The organism is Asanoa iriomotensis, from assembly GCF_016862515.1.
Classification (GTDB): domain Bacteria; phylum Actinomycetota; class Actinomycetes; order Mycobacteriales; family Micromonosporaceae; genus Asanoa; species Asanoa iriomotensis.
On the sequence record NZ_BONC01000001.1, the window covers coordinates 17122 to 36017 of the forward strand.

The window sequence follows — 18896 nt, forward strand, 5'->3', positions numbered from 1 at the left end:
ACCCACCCATCACCTGGTTGTTCGATAATGCACATTATGTAAACCTCGCGCTCAGATCCGAGGAAGCCTCCGAACCCAGGAACCCGCCGGACTGCCGGGCCCACAGGTCCGCGTACAGGCCGCCGGACGCGAGCAGTTCCGCGTGGGTGCCCTGCTCCACGATCCGGCCCGCGTCCAGGACCACGATCCGGTCCATGCGGGCGATCGTCGACAGGCGGTGCGCGATCGCGATGACGGTGCGGCCGGTCATCACCTCGTCGAGGGTGTCGTGGATCGCGGCCTCCGCCTCGGAGTCCAGCGCCGACGTCGCCTCGTCGAGCACCAGGATCGGTGCGTCGCGGTAGAACGCGCGCGCCAGCGCGACCCGCTGCCGCTGCCCGCCGGAGAGCCGCACGCCGCGTTCACCGACGTGCGCGTCCAGGCCGGTGCGGCCGTCCGCGTCCCGCAGCGCCGCCACGAAACCGTCCGCCGACGCCCGCCGCACCGCGGCCGCGACCCGCGCCTCGTCGACGGCTCCCGGGCCGGCGATGTTCTCCCGCACCGACCGGTGCAGCAGCGTCGCCTCCTGCGCCACCATCGCGATCTGCGCACGCAGCGACTCCTGCGTCACGGACGCCACGTCGACGCCATCGACGAGGATCGACCCCGACTCGGTGTCGTAGAACCGCAGCAGCAGACCGACCAGTGTGGACTTCCCCGCCCCGGACCGCCCGACGACACCGACCCGCTCACCGGCGGCGACGTCGAGACTCAACCGGTCGAGGCCACCCGCACCACGGCCGTAGTGGTGGCTGACCTGGGTGAACCGGATCGCTCCCCCACGCACAAGCAGGTCGGGCGCGCCGGGCCGGTCGGCGACCGCGAGAGGCTGCGCGATGGTACGCAACGATCGCCGCAGCGCCCCGACCGACCCGAACAGCGACGACACCGCGTCGAGGAGCCATTCCGCCATCGACGTGATCCGGAAGCTGAGCGCGAGCGCGGCCGCGACCAGGCCCAGCGGCGCCGCGTCGGAGCGCCACAGCACGATGCCGTAGCCGACGAGCCCGACCAGCAGCGCGCTGCCGAGCGCCATCATGGTGCTGTTGATCGTCACCTCGACGCGTTGCAGGTCGAGGTGGGCGCGCCGGGCGCGGGCGAACACGGCCCGGTCGTGTGCGAGGCGGCTGTCGGCGCCGCCGAGCAGGGCGAGGGTGTCGACGTTCGCGTACGAGTCGACGAGCAGGCCCGTCAGCGCCGACTCGGCGTCCTGGAGCCGCTCCGACGCCCGCCGGTAGCGGGGCACCGCCCACCGCATCAGCAGCGCGTAGGCGAGGATCCACGCGCACAGCGGCACCAGCAGCCGGGGGTCGATGGTGGACATCAGCCACACGGATCCGGCGATGTAGGCGACGACGAACACGAGGGTGTGTATGACGCAGTAGGCGGCGGTGCTGGCGGCGTCGCCGCCGTCGCGGACCCAGGTGGCGATGCGGCCGGCGAGGTCGTCGCGGAACCAGCCGACCGACTGCCGGGACACGTGCCGGTGTGCCCGCCAGCGGGCCAGCGGTCGGGCGTTGGCCCGGAACGCGATGTCGTCGAGGGCCTCCCCGACCAGGTTGAGGGCGGGGCGGACCAGCAGCACGAGCACGGCGACGCCGAGCAGCTCGACACCGTGCCGGGCCCACAGTGTGGCCGGGTCGGTGGCGGCGAGGGTGTCGACGAGGCGGCCGGCGTACCCGATGAGCCACACCTCGATGGCCGCGCACAGGACGGTGACGATGACGGAGGCGACCGCTACGGGGCGCAGGGGCCGCAGCTCCCGCAGGAGGAACCGCCGGACGTCGGCGGGCGGGGTCGTGGAGTCGCCGGCCGGGAAGGGGTCAACAGGGCTTTCGAACAGACCTAGCACGAAGTGCCTCTCGGGCGGTGGAGACGGGCAAGGGACCGGGGAAACCGCCGGACGTCCTCATGACCGTGCTCCTCTTCGTGTCGGGGGTCTGTGCCAGAGCAGGCTAGGTGATGCGGGTGCGCCGCCGCCGCCTATTTAGCGAGCGGGAGGTCGACCACCAGGGGCCGGTGGTCGGAGACCGGCACGCACGGTGTCGCCGCGTCGGCGGTCAGGGGCCGGTCGCCCCACCCGCGGGGGTCGGCCAGCACGTGGTCGAGCTGCACGCGCGGGGCCGACGACGGGAACGTCGGCAGCCTGCCCAGCGGCCGCCAGCCGGACCCGAGGGCGGCGGGGGCGGCGGGCAGGTTGAGGTCGCCGAGCAGCAGCCGCGGCGCCGGCAGGGTGCGCAGGGCGCGGACGACCTGCCGGAGCTGCCACAGGTTCCAGCCGGGCACGAACGACAGGTGGGTGGCACCGACGGTCACGTCACCCCACGGGGTGTCGAGGACGGCGGTCACCAGCACGCGCGGCTCGTCGCGCAGCAGCATCGGCCGGCCGCGCCCGCCGCCGGCCCCGACGGCGTAGATGGGCCCCGGCACGGGCGACGGGGACAGCCGCACGGTCTGCCACGCCCGCACCGGGTAGCGGCTGATCAGGCCGATGCCGTAGTTGGGTTGGTCGGCGCCGTCGTCGTCGAACGCGAGGGGCCGGTAGGTCTCCCCCGGTGTGCCGACGACCGCGGCCACGAACCGGTGCGCGACGGCCCGGCCGGCCTCGGCGGCGACGGCGGTCAGGTCGAGGGACCCCGAGCGGGGTTGGAGCCGGTCGACCTCCTGCAGGGCGAGCACGTCGGCGTCGATGGCGGTGACCGCCTCCGCGAGCCTGCGTTGGTCGACGAGCCCGTCGTCGATGGACCGGCCGTGTAGCACGTTGAAGGTCGCCAACCGCACCTATGCACCCTACGGGTTGATGTGGCAGGGTGGCCGCGTGATCTTCAAGGTCCTGGTGTGTTCCGCGCTGGTCTTCATCCTGATCGGGATGGCCGGCATCTACCTGCGGCGGTCCCGGGACCGATAGGTAAGGCTGCCCTTAGTAGGCTGGTTGGCGTGAGTGGCACGACGGCGGAGCCCCTCGACGGGCCCGGCCCGTCGAGCACCGCACACTGGCTGGAACACCATCGCCCCGACCTGCACCCCGCCTACCTGCGGGAGCTGCCCGCCGCCCGCGCGGCGATCCACCACCGCCTGACGACCGCGTTCGCGCGCGAGCACCTCACGGCACCCGCCGGGCACGACGGCGACCCGGGCGCGCTGCTGCGGGCGATGGGCCACGACCGGTTCGCCGCCGAGGTCGACAACAGCGTCGCCAACCTCGCCCTCGCCCAGGCCACCCAGCCGCGCCCCGACGGCGGCCCGCCCACGCTGACCCGGCCCACCCCGCCGCACTGGGAGCAACTCGTCGTCGACGGCCACCCCCTGCACCCCGGCTGCCGCACCCGCCTGGGGATGACCACCCGCGACGTCCTCGCGTACGGGCCGGAGCACCGCACCGTCGTCGACCTCGTCCAGGTCGCGGTCCCCACCGACCGCTGGCACACCACCGGCGCCGGCCTGCCGCCGCTGCTGCACCTGCACCCGTGGCAGTGGGAGCGGGTCCGCGCCGCCCACCCCGAGCTGCGCGAGGTCGGGACCCGGCGGGCCCGCCCGCTGATGTCGCTGCGCACCGTCGCCCCGCTCGACGACCCCGCCCTGCACCTCAAGACGGCCGTCGACGCCCAGATGACCAGCGCCGTCCGCACGGTCTCCCCCGCCGCCGTCGAAAACGGACCGACCCTGACCGCATTCCTCGCGGAGTTGACGGACACGATGACGATCCTGCGGGAGTACGCCGCCGGCGCCGTCCTCACCGACGGCTGCCCCGACCGTCGCCTCGCCGTCGTCCACCGCCAGGCCCCGCCCCGCACCGCGATCCCGGTCGCGGCCCTGTCCGCGCCCTCACCCGCCGACGGCTCGGCACTGGCCCGGGAAGCCGTCCGCCTCGCCTACGGCGGCGACCCCCGCCCGTTCCTCACCGACCTGACCCGCCTGCTCGTCACCGGCCCCATGGACCTGCTCGACCGCGGCGTCGGCCTCGAGGCACACGGCCAGAACACCCTGGTCACCCTCGACCGGGGCCGCCCCGCCGCCCTCTACTACCGCGACGTCGGCGGCATCCGCGTCGACCCGACCGTCGTGAAAGCCCACGGCGACATCGCCGCCACCGATCCCAGCGAACCGGAGACCACCCTGCTCGCCGCCCTCACCGTCGTCCTCGGCCAGCTCGTCGGCACCCTCGCCGCCGCCACCGGCACCCCACCGACGCAGCTGTGGGCCGCCTGCGCCCGCACCGCCGGCGACCGCCTCACCCACCGCGACACCCTGCCCGTCAAGGCCACCACCACCATGCGGCTGGCCGCCGACCCCTTGGAACCCCGCTGGACGCACGTCCCGAACCCGCTGGTCGGGCACCGGTGAGCGCCGCCCTCGACACCGCCGCCCGCGACACGACGGCGCGCCTCGCGGTGATCGCACCCGACCTCGTCGCCCCGTTCCGGGACGCCCTGCCGCGCGCCGCCGCCACCGTCGGCCGGCGCCTGGCCGGCGCCCTCTACCGGGAGAACATCGGCGACGCCCGCGAACGGTACGCCGGCGTCGGCCGCCGCCACGCGTTCGACCGCCTCGAAGTCGACAAGATCGACGACCCGGCCGCCGACCTGCTCCCACCCGGCCTGCCCGGCGCCGCCGGGCTCGCCGAAGAGCTCACCAACGCCACCGTCAACCTCGCCATCGCCCTCGCCCGCCCCCAGCCACCCTCACCCGGCGACGACCCCGACGGCCGGGCACTGTCCTACGAACGGATCGCGGTCGACGGCCACAACCTGCACCCCTGCGGCCGCACCCGGCTCGGCTGGGACACCGCCGACACCCTCCGCCACGACGTCGAGGCCGGCACGACCACGGTCGCGTTCGTCGCCGTGCACCCGGACCTGTTCGTCGGCGACCGCCTCGACCTCGCCGACCTCTACGCCGGCGCACCCGGCGGCGACCACGTCATGCCCGTGCACCAGTGGCAGCGCGACACCGTCCTGCGCCACCGCTACGCCGACCTCTACCGCGCCGGCCTCATCCGCGACCTCGACGGCACCATCGACGCCGCACCCACCGCCGCCGTCCGCACCCTGCTGCTCCCCACCGGCCACGACGGCCGCCGCCGCTACCTCAAGCTGTCCCTCGACATCCAGGTCACCTCGACCCGGCGCAGCATCTCCACCGCCAGCACCCGCAACGGCCCCGCCATCTCCGCCGTCCTGCACCGCCTCCTCGCCGACGAACCCCGCGTGGTCCTGCTCGCCGAGACGGCCGGCAGCGCAATGTCCGCCGGCGCCGGCCGCGACGGGTCCGCGATCCTCCGCGACGGCGTCGACCGGCACCTCGCACCCGGCGAGATCGCCATACCCGGCGGCGGCCTCACCGCCGGCGACACCCTCGACCGGCTCGTCCCACCCGGACCGGGGAACGCTCTCCACTTCGTCGGCGAGTACGCCCGCCTCCTCCTGCCGCCGGTCCTGGGCCTGGCCGCCCGCCACGGCATCGCCCTCGAAGCCCACCTGCAGAACTGCCTGCCCACCTTCGTCGACGGCCGCCCACACCGGATCGTGTTCCGCGACTTCGCCGGCCTGCGCCTCTACCTGCCCCGCCTCGCCCCCGAAAACCGGCCCGCGCTGTGGCCCGGCTCCGTCGTCGCCACCGACGACGTCGACGTCATGCGCGCCAAGCTCGGCTACACCGCCCTCCAGGCCCACCTCGGCGAGATCGTCGTGCGCCTGACCCGCTCGCACGACCTCGACGAGGACGACGCCTGGCGGGCCGTCCGCTCCGCCCTCGACGAGGCGTACGAGCCGCTGCTCACCGACCCCGCCACCACCGACGCGGCCCGCGCCGACCACGGCGCCCTCACCGCCCGGACCGTCCCGCACAAGGCACTCGTGCGGATGCGGCTGGCCGGCGACGGAGACCAGTACGTACCCGTGCAGAATCCGCTCCATGGTCCCTGAACCGGTCGCCGCCGCCATCGCCGGCGCCCGCCGCCCGGTCTGCGCGTACGTCTACGACCCCGCCGTCGCCGTCGCCCGGATCGCCGCGCTGCGGGCCGCCCTGCCGCCCGGCACCCGCGTCCTCTACGCCGTCAAGGCCAACGGCAACCCCGACCTGCTACGTGCCGTCGCCGCACCCGCCGACGGCCTCGAGGTCGCCTCCGGCGGCGAACTCGACCTCGCCCTGGCCGCCGGCGCCAGGACCATCGCGTTCGCGGGACCGGCCAAGACCGACGACGAGCTCACCGCCGCCGTCGACGCCGGCGCCATGATCCACGTCGAGAGCGTGCACGAGCTGCGCCGCCTCACCCACCTCGCCCGCGGCAGAACCGTCAACGCCGCCCTGCGCGTCAACCGGGCCGCCGACACACCCTCCGGCAGCCACCGCATGACCGGCACACCCACCCCGTTCGGGATCGCCGAGGAAGACCTCGACACCCTGCCGCGCGACACCGTGCCGATCAGCGGCTTCCACCTCCACGCCGTCTCCAACAACCTCGACGCCGCCGCGCACGCCCGATTCGTCGACGACGCCGTCACCTGGTCGGTGCACACCGCCGCCCGCCTCGGCATCCCGCTGACCTACGTCAACGCCGGCGGCGGCCTCGGCATCGACTACACCGGCGACACCACCTTCGACCTCACCCAGCTCCGCATCAACCCACCGCCGCCCGGCGTCACCCTCGCCGTCGAACCCGGACGGTGGATCACCGCCGACTCCGGCTGGTACGCCGCCGAAGTCATCGACCTCAAACGCAACCACGGCCGCTGGTTCGCCGTCCTCCGCGGCGGCACCCACCACTTCCGGCTCCCCGCCGCCTGGGGCTACAGCCACCCGTTCACCGTCCTGCCCGTCGACGACTGGCCCCACCCGTACCCCCGACCGGAGGTATCGAACGTGGAAGTCGACGCCACCGGCGAACTCTGCACACCCCGCGACGTCCTCACCCGCGGCCAGCACGTCGACCGCCTCCGCGCGGGCGACGTGCTGGTCTTCGCCCGCACCGGCGCCTACGGCTGGGACATCTCCCACCACGACTTCCTGCGCCACCCGTACCCGGAGGTGAAGGTCCTGGGGTCCGTGGGCTAGCGTCGGGCCGTGACGACGCCCACCAACCTGCGCGGCGGCCGCCGCGTCCACACCGGACGCCGCCTCGGCCAGGTGATCGGCCGCAAACCCACCGGCATCACCGCCGGCCAGTGGAACACGGCCAACACCGTCGTCCTCGACTACCTGGTCACCGACGCCGACACCGACCGCACCGAGTTCGCGCTGCTGTTCACCGACGCCAACGCCAACGGCCGCGTCGAACGTATGACCACCGCCGTCTGCGACGCCGTCGGCCTGCCGGTGCTGCGGATCACCTCGGCCACGCTGACCGCCGCCGACCACGGCACCGGCATCCTCAACTACATCCTCGACGCCCGCGCCTTCGGCGGCGACTACCGCGACATCGTCGGGCGCCTCCCCGACGGCCGCACCGGCCACGTCAACGACCTGTCGTCCGTCGCCCGCGCCGCCGCCGTCGACGCGTACGCCGCCCGCCAGCTCTTCGACCCCATCATCCGCGGCATCCGCGTCCGCTGGACCGGCGGCCCCGCCGAAGGCTGGGCCTGGCTGCAACTACGCGAAGGCGGCTACGTCTTCGAACGCGTCCTGCTCGCCGAACACCGCACCACCTGCGGCGTCCCCGCCGACCGCCTCGCCGAGGACCTCGCCGGCGCCGCCATCGGCCAAACCCTCAAACTGCGCCACAGCGCCGAGCCGGACCTCGTCGACCACGCACACATCGAGGCCCGGCTCCGGGAGCTGTCCACCCGCCGCGACGAGCTGGTGGACGGCTTCCCCTACGAACACCTGCTCGCCGACGCCGATCAGCCCGCCGCCCGGTAGGCGCTGCCCATCGGCGTGAGCTGCCCCGACTCCTTGTAGAGACCCGTGTGGCTGTCCGCCGTCGACGGCAACCCGAACCACGAGTACCGCTCCACGTACGACAACCCCTGCAACATGTCCGTCGCACCGTTGATGAACGCCACCTGCTGCGCGTCCGTCGGATAGTGCGCACCCGACCCGTCGAACCGGATCAACGCGAACTCCGTCAACCAGATCGGCAGCTTGTACTTCGCGTACACCTGCTGGATGTAGCCCTTGAGGTGCCCGACCGCCGCCGACGAGAAGTCACCGCCGTACCAGTGCAGGGTGATGAAGTCGACCCGGTAGCCCTTCGACTTGGCACCCTTCATGAACTGGTCGAGCCACTTGCCGGTGTCGGCCGCACCGAACGCCACCGACGGGCTGCCCAACCGCATCCCCGTCGCCTGCAGCTTCGGCCACAGCTCCAATGCCTTCGCCGGCGTCATGTTCGCCTGCTCCGCCATGTCGGGCTCGTTGAACCCCAGCAGCGTGTCACCCTCCCGCTTCGCCTGCGCGATCGTCGCGTCCGTCGCATTGGCCGTGCCCCAGATCATCGGCACGAACTCCACACCGCTGGCCGGCATACGGTCGTTGTTCGCACCCCAGTTGTAGTACCACGAGGCACCGACAGCTTTCAGGCCCGCGTTCACCGCCGGGAAATCCCAGACCGCGGCACCCTTCTTCGCCGTCTTGCGGGTCGGAGGCAGGGGCGCCACCGGCTTCACCGGTGACTTCGTCGGGGTCGGCTTCGCGGTGGGCGAGACCGTCGGCGACGGCACGGGGGTTGCCGTCGCTTCCGGGGATACGCGCGACGGGGCGCTCGATGCCGAAGGAGGCAGAACGGCCGCGGCCGGCACCGCGTCCCCATTGCGCACGACCCCGAACGTGACAACCGCGGCCGCCGCCACCGTGACCGTCGCAACCGCCGCGGCGACCGGCTTGCTGATCGCCAGGCCCTTCAGCGCCCAGGAGGCGCCCTTCGCCGCCGTGCTGGCGGCGCCGGCCGCGCTGCCCGCGCTTGTCGTGCCGCCGGCCGCGGTCGCCGCCCCGCCCAGCCCCGGCATCGACGCGGTGCTGCCGCCCCACGACGCGCCCGCCGTCGTCGCGTTCCAACCCGTGCCCGTCGCCGCCCCGACCGCACCACCCGCCGCTGCCGCGCCCGCACCCGTCGACCCGAGCATCCCGGCCACCATGCCGGCGACCGGCGCGACCAGGCCGATGCCCGCCAGCAGCCGCTCCGCCGCCACCAACTGCACCGACGCCGGCCCGCAGTAGGCGCAGTCGCGCACGTGCCGGGCCAGCCGCTTGCGCCACAACGCGTCCGGACGGCCCGACCAGCCGGCGACCAGCCCACCCAGCTCCACACAGCGCGGCCTCGTCGACAACGCCCGCACCACGCTGCGGGCCGTGTCGAGCGTCGCCTTCATGCGCTGCACGCGTACCGCCGCATGCTGGTTCGTCAAACCCATCGCCTGCGCCAGGTCGTCGCGGGACAGTTCCCCGGACGCCTCGAGCCACCACAGCGAGAGCAGCTCGCGGTCGTCGGGGTCGAGCCAGCGGGTCGCCTCGGCCACCTCCCGCCGCTGACCGGACAGCTCCAGCCGCAGGATCGTCACGTCGGCGAAGTCCGCACCCGGGTCCGACATGTCGCCCTCACCCGGATAGCCCAGGTGGCCGGCCTGGCGCGCGCGGTAGGGGTCCGCCTGGCGGTCGCGTACCTGCCGCACCGCGATCGCGACCAGCCACGCCCGGAACCGGGACGGGTCGCGCAGGCTCCGCAGCCCCGTGACACAGCGCAGCATCGTCTCCTGCACCACGTCGTCGACGTCCGCGTGCCCGTCGAGCGCCCGCCCGACCACGTTGTAGACCAGCGGCAGGTATTCGGCGACCAGTTGGTCGACCGCCCGCGGATCACCGTTCCGAGCGGCGAGCACCAACGCCTGCTCGTACCCTTCGCGCATCGCACCTCTCCTCGAAGCTGCCCCATCGTGGCGCACAGGAGACGACCGCGGCGACGGCGGGATAACACATTTAAGGCCCACCTAGGACTCTGTTTGTCGGAGCCGGCCTGTCATTGCGACCGCTCGCACACCCTGTAAGGCGTCCTAGGATGCGAGATTGGCGAGGAGGTTGGTTCGTGCGGCCTGCGCCGCGGGATCCGGGGCTTCGTGCCAGGGGCAGGCGATGTTGACGGCGACGACCCGGCCCGTGCTCAGGACGTGCTGGATCGCGGCGCGGACGGCGCCGCTGGACGGACCGCCGGGTGCCGGGAAGCGCAGGCCCGGCAGCTCGCCGGCGTCGATCACGTCCAGGTCGACGTGGAGCACGAGCGGGCCGTCGGGCAGCTCTCCCAGGTCGCCTACCGCCCGTGTGGCGGGCGCGTTGCCGCTGGCGAGGTAGTCGACCTCGGGCCGGTCGAGGTCGCGGGCGCCGACCAGCAGCGTGTGCTCGACCGGGACCGGCCGCAGACCGAGCGGTCCTGCGACCAGGTCGGCGTGTGCGCCCAGCGCGAGCCGCAACGCCAGCCCACCGAGGTAGCCGGACGTCGTCGTGTCGAGCGTGTGCACGTCGCCGTGGGCGTCGAACCAGACCAGGCCGGGCCGGATCCCGGCCCGCTGGACGCCGGCGAGGGTGCCGAGCGCGACGAGACAGTCCCCGGAGACGACGGTGGGCACGACCTCCCGCGCCACCCGCTCGGCGACCGCGGTGTGCAGGGCGGTGAGCCGCTCCCAGACGGTCCCGTCGGGCAGCGCCGGCTCGATCGTCACCGCCGCCGCGTCCAGTGGGAGGCTCTCGTCGGGCAGCCGCCGGTCCTGATGGAAAGGAACACGAAGGATCGTCATGCGACTAGGTTGTCCCCGTGAAGCTCAAGGTCATCGAAGGCGCGCTGCGCGAGGCACCCAACTGCGACGCCACCGGCATGGACCGGCGGGCGTTCGGTGAGTTCGTCAGCCAGCGCGGCGAACTGGCCTCCTACGCGTTCGGTTGGATCACCGGCATCGAACCGCGCGTCGGCTCGCTGACGATCGGCATCGGCGCCGGCAACCCGGGCGGCGGCACGTTCCACACCAAGGTGTTCGCGCACGACGACGGCCTCGCGTACGGCCTGACCGACGAGGTCTTCGAACAGGTACCCGAAGGCGGCCCGCACCTGACCGCGGACGAGGCCCGCGCCCACGACACCCTCCCGTTCATCTGGGCGGTCGTCGACCAGGTCATGGCCCGCGACCGGCGCGCCTGGTGGATGGCCCACTGGGTGCTGGGGACCACCTGCTTCCAGACCCCGCAGGTCCACGCGGGCCGCGAGCCGATCCTGCTGGTCACCCACGATGCCGACGACGGGGCGTGGCAGCTGATCGGCGCGACGGACGCCGGCGAAACTGCCACGATCACCCACCTCTACCACGCGGTCGACGCGGACCCGACGCTGCTCGACGTCCTCGACCTGGAAGCCGGCCAGCGGGCGACCCGCCGCCGCGCCGGCGCCGCGTGGCGCCGCTGAGGGCATCGAACCGGCCGATACTGCCCATTCCGGCCTCCGTACCCGGAAGCGCCCAAAAGAATTTCCGCCGGTGATGTCGAGAACCGGTGTGCGGCTCCGTCCCCGTGGTGAAGACGAAAGAATCAGCCATCGGGAGGACCACCGTGCGACCCCACGAGATCAGCGAGGTGCTGGACCGGCCGCTCAGCCGGGAACTGCTCGCCCGTGACATCACCCGCCTCGCCTACGTCGCCAAGGACGGCACACCGCGCAGCGTTCCGATCGGGTTCACCTGGAACGGCTCGGAGATCGTCATGTGCACGACCACGAACGCGCCGAAGCTGCCGGCGCTGCGGACCAACCCGATGGTCGCCCTGACGATCGACACCGAGGTGCACCCGCCCAAGATCCTGCTCATCCGCGGCCGCGCCGACCTCGACGTCGTCGACGGCATCCCCGACGAGTACCTCCAGATGAACGGCACCTACACGATGACCGCCGAGCAGCGGGTGCACTGGGAGGCGGAGGTCCGCTCGCTCTACGACGGCATGGTCCGCATCGTCGTGACCCCGACCTGGGCCAAGCTGATCGACTTCGAGACGACCCTGCCCAGCGCCGTCGAGGAGTTGATCCACCGACGCGCGCAGCGCCTGGCCGCCTGACCTCACTCACAAGGAGCAAAAACATGGCCAAGTACCTACTGCTCAAGCACTACCGCGGCGCTCCGGCGGCGGTCAACGACGTGCCGATGGAAAAGTGGACGCGGGAGGAGTTCGACGCGCACATCCAGTACATGCGCGACTTCGCCAACCGGCTCGAGAGCACCGGCGAGTTCGTCGGCGAACAGGCGCTCTCCCCCGAGGGCACGTTCGTCCGCTACGACGGCGAAGGGCGGCCCCCGATCACCGACGGGCCGTTCGCGGAGACCAAGGACCTGATCGCCGGCTGGATGGTGATCGACGTCGACACGTACGATCGGGCACTCGAACTGGCCGGCGAACTCTCCGCCGCCCCGGGCGCGGGCGGCAAGCCGATCCACGAATGGCTCGAGCTCCGCCCGTTCCTGACCGAGCCCCCGACCATCATGGAGTGACCCACGTGGACGAGGCCCAACTGCGGACCCTCACCCCCATCGTGATCACGATCCTCGGCCGCCGCGGAGCAGACTTCGCGGCGGCCGAGGACGCCGTCCAGGAGGCCCTGCTCGAGGCCGTCCGCAGCTGGCCGGACGACCCGCCCCGCGACCCCAAGGGCTGGCTGGTCACGGTGGCCTGGCGCAAGTTCCTCGACGCCGCCCGCGCCGACACCTCGAGGCGGCTGCGCGAGGAACGCGCCGAGGGCGAACCCGAGCCGGGCCCGGCTTCGACGACCGACGACACCCTCCAGCTGTACTTCCTGTGCGCCCACCCGTCCCTGACGCCCGCCTCCGCCGTCGCCCTCACCCTGCGCGCGGTCGGTGGCCTGACCACACGCCAGATCGCCCAGGCCTACCTGGTGCCGGAAGCGACCATGGCCCAACGGATCAGCAGGGCCAAGAAGACCGTCACCGGCGTACGCCTCAACGAGCCCGGCGACGTCGCCACCGTGCTGCGGGTGCTCTACCTGGTCTTCAACGAGGGCTACTCAGGTGACGTCGACCTCGCCGCCGAAGCGATCCGCCTCACCCGGCAGCTCGCGTCGCAGATCAACCATCCGGAGGTCGCGGGCCTGCTCGCCCTGATGCTGCTCCACCACGCCCGCCGCCCGGCCCGCACCGGGGCCGACGGCCGCCTCGTCCCTCTGGCCGACCAGGACCGCGCCTTGTGGGACACCCGGTTGATCGCCGAGGGCGTCGCGATCCTCCAGGCGGCCCTGGCCCTCGACCGCCTGGGCGAGTTCCAGGTCCAGGCAGCCATCGCGGCGCTGCACGCCGACGCCCCGACGGCGCAGGAGACGGACTGGGTCCAGATCGTCGAGTGGTACGACGAACTCCTGCGCCTCACCGACAACCCGGTGGCCCGCCTCAACCGCGCGGTCGCGGTAGGCGAGGCCGACGGCGCCCCGGCGGGCCTGGCCGCCCTCACGGTGCTCGATCCTGCGCTGCCGCGCTACCGGGCGGCTGAGGCCTACCTACGCGAACGGGCCGGCGACCCAGCGACCGCAGCCCGCCTCTACGCGGAAGCGGCCCGCTCAGCACCCAACCTCGCCGAACGCGACCACCTCACCCGCCAGGCCGCCCGCCTGAACGCCGAACTGCGCCGCTGCTAGGCAGCCCTTGCACCACTTAGTTCGAGGTGCCTGACCGGTCTGGAGCCTGAGCCGCTGACGAAGGGCCGGAGAGGGCCGCTGGCGTCGCTGCAGATCCTCATCGGCCCCTCCGGGTGACGCGGGGACCAAAGCGCTCAGGGAGTGCGGTCGGTTTCGGGGACACAGTGCGGCACGCGCGTGAGGCCCGGAGACGACCCTGCGCGCGTGCCGCGGCCGGACCATCGATCTGTTTACCGCGAGCTGCTGAACAGTCCACGGATCGAAGACGGGTTCGCCTCCGTCACGGCGTTTGCTGCGTGGCGGCGACGGGCACGGGTTGGAACGCCACGGACGCCTCGAGCCACCACCCCGAGAGCAGGCCGCGGTCGTCAGGGTCGAGCCAGCGGGTCGCCTCGGCCATCTCCCGGCCAGCTGGGCTATCCGGGTAAGGGCGACATATCGGACTCGGCCGCGGACTTCGCCGACCTGTCGCCAGGGCGAGGGCAGCTCGCGGACCAGCTCTCGGTCGTGCCAGCGGGTCGCCTCGGCCACCTCCCGGCCAGCTGGACTATCCCGGTAAGGGCGACCTGTCGGACCTCGCGCGCGGACTTTGCCGACCTGACGCCAGGGAGGCGGACCTGGGAGTTCGATCCACGATCCACCAACACCGCTGTTCCGGACCGGCGACGGGCATCGTCGCCGTCGGCGCGGGCCGCTCATGATCGACAGAGCCGGTCGTTGGGGCTGGACGAGTACGACCCGGACACCCGTGGGCCACCGGCGCGGCCGCGATCCGGACCATGATCATGTGCGGCTCATGAGGAAGCTCGTTGGCCTCACCGCTGATCGTGTGCACCGGATCTGCTTGACACGCCGCGCAGGCGAACGACCAGCCGCACATGATCATGCGGCCGGCGTCCAACCGCCCCGACCGGCCACACACGATCACGCCCCCTGGCGTCCGCCCCGAACGCCGCACACGATCACCCGCGGGCGTCCCCGCCAGGGTGTCCTCTCCCGCACGCGCCCCTCGAACAGGTACGCACATGCCCCAGCGGGCCGCCTCCTGCGCCCGGAACCGGAGGCCAACGCCCGACAGGCGTCGGTCTACACCGAAAAGGCCGGCGTCGTTTACACCGCGAGTACCCCACCAGGTCGCCTCGGGCCGGCAGAACGCGTCCACACGACCCTCGCCAACGGCCATCGGGCAACGAACGAAAGCGAAAGCCTTCACGATCAACCGTGCGAAGCAACGACGACCCGCCAGCCACTCGTGTAGGAGACGACCGGCTGGATCGTCGAGGCGTCCGCGGCGAGCCCATTCGCCGCTGGCATCCGCGAAGGCGGACCTGGCCGGACAGTCCACGCAAGAACAGCGTGGCCGCAGCGTCCGCTAAGGGGCGCAACGCGGGTCAAGCGAGTCGCGGCGGATCGCGTATGGCCTCGCGGCGGGTTTGGCCGCGCGGGCCGTCCACGAACGGCTTGCCCACGGCTGGGTCCGTCAAGGGGTGCGGCGGGCCCAGGGGGTCGCGCGGATCGCGCACGAGGCCTCGCGGTGGGCTTGGCCGCGGATGCCGCCCGCCAACGGCTTGCCGACGGCTTGGTCCGTCAAGGGGTGCGGCGGGCCCAGGGGGTCGCGCGGATCTCGCGTAGGGCCTCGCGGCGCGTCTGGCCGCGTAGGCCGTCCACGAAGAGCTTGCCCGCCAGGTGGTCCGTCTCGTGTTGCAGCGCCCGCGCCAGGAAGCCGCTCCCCGACACCGTGATCGGCTCGCCGTGTTGGTCGAAGCCCGTCACCGTCGCGTGCTGGGCGCGTGGGGTCGGGAAGAACAACTCCGGGATTGAGAGGCAGCCCTCGTCGCCGTCCTGGAGTTCCTCCGACAGCGTGATCGACGGGTTGACCACGTGGCCGCGTTGGCCCTCCGCGTCGTAGACGAACACTGCCGCGGCCACGCCGATCTGGTTGGCGGCCACGCCTGCCCGGCCCGGTTCGCCCAGCAGCGTGTCCATCAGGTCCGTGACCAGCGCCCACAGTTCCGCGTCGAAGGTGCGGACCGGGTCGCACTCGGCGCGTAGCACCGCGTCGCCGATGAGGCGGATCGGGCGGATGGTCATGGGCCGAACCCTATCCCCCGCCGCCGGTTGATCTTCGGACCGGGACACACCCCCTAAGCCGTCCTAGGATGATGGTTTCCGCGGGCGCGAGCCGCGTCGAGGCGGTTGGATGGACGGCATGGCGGAGATCGTCCTCGTCCGGCACGGGCAGACCGAGTGGAGCATGGCCGGGAAGCACACCTCGTACACCGATATCGAGCTGACGCCCGCCGGTGAGCGGCAGGCCCAGGAGATCGGGGCGCGGCTGGCCGACCGGTCGTTCGCCGCGGTGATCAGCAGCCCGCGCGAGCGGGCCGTGCGCACCGCGGAGCTGGCCGGGCTGCGGATCACCGAGATCGACGACGACCTGGCGGAGTGGAACTACGGCCGGTACGAGGGGATCACCTCAGCCGAGATCCACGACCGGTACGACCCGGCCTGGTCGCTCTGGACCCATGGCGCGCCCGACGGTGAGACACCGGCGCAGGTCGGCATCCGGGTCGACCGGGTCATCGCCAAGGCCGCCAAGCTCCTCGACCAGGGCGACGTCGCCCTCGTCGGGCACGGTCACTGCCTGCGCGTCGTCGGCGCCCGCTGGATCGGGCTCGGCCCCGACGGCGGCGGGCTGCTCAAGCTCGACACCGCCACCCTGTCCGAGCTCGGCCACGAGCACGGCGCCCGGGTCATCCAGCAGTGGAACTCCGGTCGTTGATCTTCGGTGCGCGGCCCTCGTAGGGGGTCGACAGCACGACCGTCGTCCGGTGGGTGACGTTGGCCGCCGTCCGGATCTCCTGGAGCACCCGCTCCAGGTCCGCGGGGCCCGCCACCCGCACCAGCAGGAGGTAGAAGTCGTCGCCCGCGACCGAGTAGCACGACTCGATCTCCGGGATGTGCGCGAGCCGTTCCGGGGCGTCGTCGGGCTGCGACGGGTCGAACGGGCGGATCGCCACGAACGCCGCCAGGGGCAGCTCGATCGCGTCGTACGCCACCTTGGCCGTGTAGCCGCGGATCACGCCCCGCTGCTCCAGCCGGCGGACCCGCTGGTGCACCGCCGACACCGACAGCCCCACCCGTTCGGCGAGGTCGGTGTAGGACAGCCGGCCGTCCTCGGTCAATGCTGCGACGATGGCGCGGTCGATGTCCTCCACGGCAGAGAAAATACCGTCCGGTTTCTCCGGCGGCGATGTCGATCCCGCCACGGTGCCGTTCGTCATCCCCCAGACAGCACGCACACGGAAGGAAAACCCTGATGCGCTACGTGATGATGATCTGCGGACCCGAGTCCAACTGGGCGGGTCCGGAGGCCGAGGAGTTGATGGCCGCCGTCGGCACCTGGTGGGAGAAGTGGCACGCCGAGGGCGCGATCGTCGAGGGCGGCGCCGAGCTGCAGCCGGTCAGCACGGCCAAGACCGTCCGGCGCGGCGCGGACGGCAAGGCCCTGGTCACCGACGGCCCGTACATCGAGATCAAGGACGTCGTCGGCGGTTTCATCCTGCTGGAGGCCGACTCGATGGACGAGGCGGTCGCCGTCGCGGCCACCTGGCCCGGCATCGAAGCGGTCGGCGACCAGGTCGAGGTCCGCCCGTCCACGGGACGCTGACCGATGCGGTTCCTGATGCTGATCTCCGGCGAGGAGTCGGCCTGGAGCGGCACCGACGAGGCCACACAGGCGGTGATGGGGCAGATCCGCGACTGGTACGCACGCTGGCTCCCCACCGGCAAGGTCCTGCCGGGCGGCGCCATGCTCGGCCCGGCCGCCGCCACCCGCACGGTCGGCACCGACGCGGCCGGGCGGGTCACGGTCACCGACGGCCCCTACGTCGAGCTGAAGGACGTCGTCGGCGGCATCGTGCCGCTCGACGTCGCCGACGCCGACGAGGCCGTCGCGATCGCCGCCACCTGGCCGGGCATCGTCCCGTTCCGGGAGACGGTCGAGGTGCGGCCGGTGATGAACTGAGCTGAAAGGAACGGACCGTTGTTACCGCATAGCGTTAACAACGGTCCGTTCCTTTCAAAGCCGCGAGGCGGCGGGCCAGCAGCTCCCGTTCGGCGTCGTTGGTGGCCAACGCCAACGCCCGGCGGGTCGCGTCCGCCGCCTCGTCGCGCCGGCCCAGCTTGACCAGCAGGTCGGCCCGGGTCGCGTGCCACATCCGGTAGCCGGCCAGCCGCGGCTCCAGCGCGTCCGTCTCCGCGAGCGCGACCGCGGGCCCGTCGACGAAACCGGTCGCCACGGCCCGGCCCAGCGCCACCACCGGCGACGGCGAGAGGGCGAGGAGCTGGTCGTAGAGGGCGCGGACGGCGCCCCAGTCGGTGGCGTCGTAGGACGGCGCCAGCGCGTGCTGCGCCGCGATCGCCGCCTGCAGCTGGTAGGGCCCCGGTGCGCCGAGGGCGGCCGCCCGCCCCAACCGGCGTACCCCGGAAGCGATCATCGCCCTGTCCCACCGGGACCGGTCCTGGTCGGACAGCAGCACCAGGCGCCCGTCGGCGTCGACGCGGGTGGCGGCGCGGGCCTCGTGCAGGGTGAGCAGGGCCGCCAGCCCGCCGGCCTCGGGCTCGTCCGGCATCAGGTCGGCGAGCTGCCCGGCCAGGTCGAGCCCTTCGCGGGCCAGGTCGCGGCGGGCGGCGTCGTACCCCTGGTTGAACACGAGGTAGACCGTGGCGAGCACCGCCGGCAGGCGCTCCCGGCGCTCGTCCGGGCCCGGCACCGCGAACGACGCGCCCCGCAGAGCCCGCTTGGCGCGGACCAGACGCTGCGCGAGGGTCGCGGTCGGTACCAGGTGGGCGGCGGCGATCTCCTCGGTGGACAGGCCGCTGACCGCGGACAGGGTCAGCGCGACCTGGGCCGGCTCGCTGAGCGCCGGATGGCAGCAGGCGAAGATCATCGCGAGGCGGTCGTCGCCGGTCGGCGGCGCGGGCGGGTCGAGCTGCAACGTCTTGAGCCGGCCGGTCTCCTCCCGGCGCAGCACGTCGACGGCCTTGTGCCAGGCCGTGGTGACCAGCCACCCGGCTGGCCGGTCCGGGACGCCCTCGGTCGGCCAGCGGCGCAGCGCCTCGCCGACCGCGTCCTGCAGCGCCTCCTCGGCCCGGTCGAGGTCGCCGAGCCGGCGGGCCAGCACCGCCCGCATCCCGGCGGCGTCGGACCGCCAGACCGCCTCCACAGCACCGGTCGCGTCGACCACGG

18 protein-coding genes are annotated in these 18896 nt (G+C 72.9%); 11 read left to right on the forward strand and 7 right to left on the reverse strand.

Annotated features, from left to right (window positions below; all coding sequences use genetic code 11):
• Nucleotides 1-34: 34 nt before the first annotated feature.
• A complete protein-coding gene (locus Air01nite_RS00085) occupies nucleotides 35-1891 on the reverse strand; it encodes an ABC transporter ATP-binding protein (RefSeq protein WP_203699663.1) in 1857 nt (618 codons plus the stop codon).
• A 131-nt stretch (nucleotides 1892-2022) separates the two neighbouring features.
• On the reverse strand, nucleotides 2023-2820 hold the full coding sequence (locus Air01nite_RS00090) for an endonuclease/exonuclease/phosphatase family protein (protein WP_203699664.1): 798 nt from the start codon (nucleotides 2818-2820) through the stop codon (nucleotides 2023-2025).
• 156 nt (nucleotides 2821-2976) lie between these two features.
• Between Air01nite_RS00090 and Air01nite_RS00095 the strand changes: the two genes are divergently transcribed.
• From Air01nite_RS00095 to Air01nite_RS00110, 4 genes are read left to right on the forward strand one after another with little or no spacing between them, the layout of a single operon-like run.
• Complete coding sequence (locus Air01nite_RS00095) at nucleotides 2977-4383, forward strand: IucA/IucC family protein (RefSeq protein WP_239090385.1); 1407 nt, start codon at nucleotides 2977-2979, stop codon at nucleotides 4381-4383.
• A complete protein-coding gene (locus Air01nite_RS00100; RefSeq protein ID WP_203699665.1) occupies nucleotides 4380-5963 on the forward strand; it encodes an IucA/IucC family protein in 1584 nt (527 codons plus the stop codon). Before Air01nite_RS00095 ends, Air01nite_RS00100 begins: the two co-directional genes overlap by 4 nt.
• Nucleotides 5953-7092, forward strand: coding sequence for a type III PLP-dependent enzyme domain-containing protein (locus Air01nite_RS00105; RefSeq protein WP_203699666.1), 1140 nt, complete (start codon nucleotides 5953-5955; stop codon nucleotides 7090-7092). Before Air01nite_RS00100 ends, Air01nite_RS00105 begins: the two co-directional genes overlap by 11 nt.
• Nucleotides 7093-7101: 9 nt before the next feature.
• Nucleotides 7102-7896 (forward strand): hypothetical protein, encoded by a 795-nt coding sequence (locus Air01nite_RS00110; RefSeq protein ID WP_203699667.1) that lies wholly within the window; start codon nucleotides 7102-7104, stop codon nucleotides 7894-7896.
• On the opposite strand, the gene Air01nite_RS00115 is transcribed toward Air01nite_RS00110, so the two are convergent.
• Nucleotides 7878-9878 (reverse strand): sigma-70 family RNA polymerase sigma factor, encoded by a 2001-nt coding sequence (locus tag Air01nite_RS00115; protein ID WP_203699668.1) that lies wholly within the window; start codon nucleotides 9876-9878, stop codon nucleotides 7878-7880. The genes Air01nite_RS00110 and Air01nite_RS00115 overlap by 19 nt on opposite strands.
• 144 nt (nucleotides 9879-10022) lie before the next feature.
• The gene (locus Air01nite_RS00120) at nucleotides 10023-10760 is read right to left on the reverse strand and encodes an arginase family protein (RefSeq protein WP_203699669.1); all 738 of its coding nucleotides are present in this window, start codon (nucleotides 10758-10760) and stop codon (nucleotides 10023-10025) included.
• Nucleotides 10761-10777: 17 nt separating this feature from the next.
• Between Air01nite_RS00120 and Air01nite_RS00125 the strand changes: the two genes are divergently transcribed.
• The 4 genes from Air01nite_RS00125 to Air01nite_RS00140 all read left to right on the forward strand — a co-directional run bounded on the left by Air01nite_RS00125 (nucleotide 10778) and on the right by Air01nite_RS00140 (nucleotide 13645).
• Complete coding sequence (locus Air01nite_RS00125) at nucleotides 10778-11419, forward strand: hypothetical protein (RefSeq protein WP_203699670.1); 642 nt, start codon at nucleotides 10778-10780, stop codon at nucleotides 11417-11419.
• A gap of 143 nt (nucleotides 11420-11562) precedes the next feature.
• Nucleotides 11563-12060 carry a pyridoxamine 5'-phosphate oxidase family protein gene (locus tag Air01nite_RS00130; protein ID WP_203699671.1) on the forward strand — a complete coding sequence of 166 codons (498 nt, stop codon included), beginning with the start codon at nucleotides 11563-11565 and terminating at the stop codon, nucleotides 12058-12060.
• A gap of 23 nt (nucleotides 12061-12083) precedes the next feature.
• Nucleotides 12084-12491 (forward strand): YciI family protein, encoded by a 408-nt coding sequence (locus Air01nite_RS00135; protein WP_203699672.1) that lies wholly within the window; start codon nucleotides 12084-12086, stop codon nucleotides 12489-12491.
• A gap of 5 nt (nucleotides 12492-12496) precedes the next feature.
• A complete protein-coding gene (locus tag Air01nite_RS00140; protein WP_203699942.1) occupies nucleotides 12497-13645 on the forward strand; it encodes an RNA polymerase sigma factor in 1149 nt (382 codons plus the stop codon).
• Between the two features lie 1587 nt (nucleotides 13646-15232).
• On the opposite strand, the gene def is transcribed toward Air01nite_RS00140, so the two are convergent.
• A complete protein-coding gene (def, locus tag Air01nite_RS00145) occupies nucleotides 15233-15736 on the reverse strand; it encodes a peptide deformylase (RefSeq protein WP_203699673.1) in 504 nt (167 codons plus the stop codon).
• A gap of 118 nt (nucleotides 15737-15854) precedes the next feature.
• Here def and Air01nite_RS00150 point away from each other — a divergent pair, with 118 nt between their 5' ends.
• A complete protein-coding gene (locus Air01nite_RS00150) occupies nucleotides 15855-16427 on the forward strand; it encodes a histidine phosphatase family protein (RefSeq protein ID WP_203699674.1) in 573 nt (190 codons plus the stop codon).
• Here Air01nite_RS00150 and Air01nite_RS00155 read toward each other — a convergent pair.
• On the reverse strand, nucleotides 16399-16863 hold the full coding sequence (locus tag Air01nite_RS00155) for an Lrp/AsnC family transcriptional regulator (protein WP_203699675.1): 465 nt from the start codon (nucleotides 16861-16863) through the stop codon (nucleotides 16399-16401). The genes Air01nite_RS00150 and Air01nite_RS00155 overlap by 29 nt on opposite strands.
• Before the next feature lie 101 nt (nucleotides 16864-16964).
• Between Air01nite_RS00155 and Air01nite_RS00160 the strand changes: the two genes are divergently transcribed.
• Nucleotides 16965-17315: a YciI family protein gene (locus Air01nite_RS00160; protein WP_203699676.1), complete on the forward strand. Its 351-nt coding sequence runs from the start codon at nucleotides 16965-16967 to the stop codon at nucleotides 17313-17315.
• Between the two features lie 3 nt (nucleotides 17316-17318).
• Nucleotides 17319-17672: a YciI family protein gene (locus Air01nite_RS00165; RefSeq protein WP_203699677.1), complete on the forward strand. Its 354-nt coding sequence runs from the start codon at nucleotides 17319-17321 to the stop codon at nucleotides 17670-17672.
• A gap of 34 nt (nucleotides 17673-17706) precedes the next feature.
• Here Air01nite_RS00165 and Air01nite_RS00170 read toward each other — a convergent pair whose 3' ends face one another.
• Complete coding sequence (locus tag Air01nite_RS00170) at nucleotides 17707-18894, reverse strand: RNA polymerase sigma factor (RefSeq protein ID WP_239090386.1); 1188 nt, start codon at nucleotides 18892-18894, stop codon at nucleotides 17707-17709.
• Nucleotides 18895-18896 lie beyond the last annotated feature (2 nt).

Bases quoted from the DNA above. Each gene is read 5' to 3' on its own strand.
- def (WP_203699673.1), bottom strand. From the start codon at position 15,736: ATGACCATCCGCCCGATCCGCCTCATCGGCGACGCGGTGCTACGCGCC.
- Air01nite_RS00115 (WP_203699668.1), bottom strand. From the start codon at position 9,878: ATGCGCGAAGGGTACGAGCAGGCGTTGGTGCTCGCCGCTCGGAACGGT.
- Air01nite_RS00120 (WP_203699669.1), bottom strand. From the start codon at position 10,760: ATGACGATCCTTCGTGTTCCTTTCCATCAGGACCGGCGGCTGCCCGAC.
- Air01nite_RS00105 (WP_203699666.1), top strand. From the start codon at position 5,953: ATGGTCCCTGAACCGGTCGCCGCCGCCATCGCCGGCGCCCGCCGCCCG.
- Air01nite_RS00135 (WP_203699672.1), top strand. From the start codon at position 12,084: ATGGCCAAGTACCTACTGCTCAAGCACTACCGCGGCGCTCCGGCGGCG.
- Air01nite_RS00150 (WP_203699674.1), top strand. From the start codon at position 15,855: ATGGCGGAGATCGTCCTCGTCCGGCACGGGCAGACCGAGTGGAGCATG.
- Air01nite_RS00165 (WP_203699677.1), top strand. From the start codon at position 17,319: ATGCGGTTCCTGATGCTGATCTCCGGCGAGGAGTCGGCCTGGAGCGGC.
- Air01nite_RS00160 (WP_203699676.1), top strand. From the start codon at position 16,965: ATGCGCTACGTGATGATGATCTGCGGACCCGAGTCCAACTGGGCGGGT.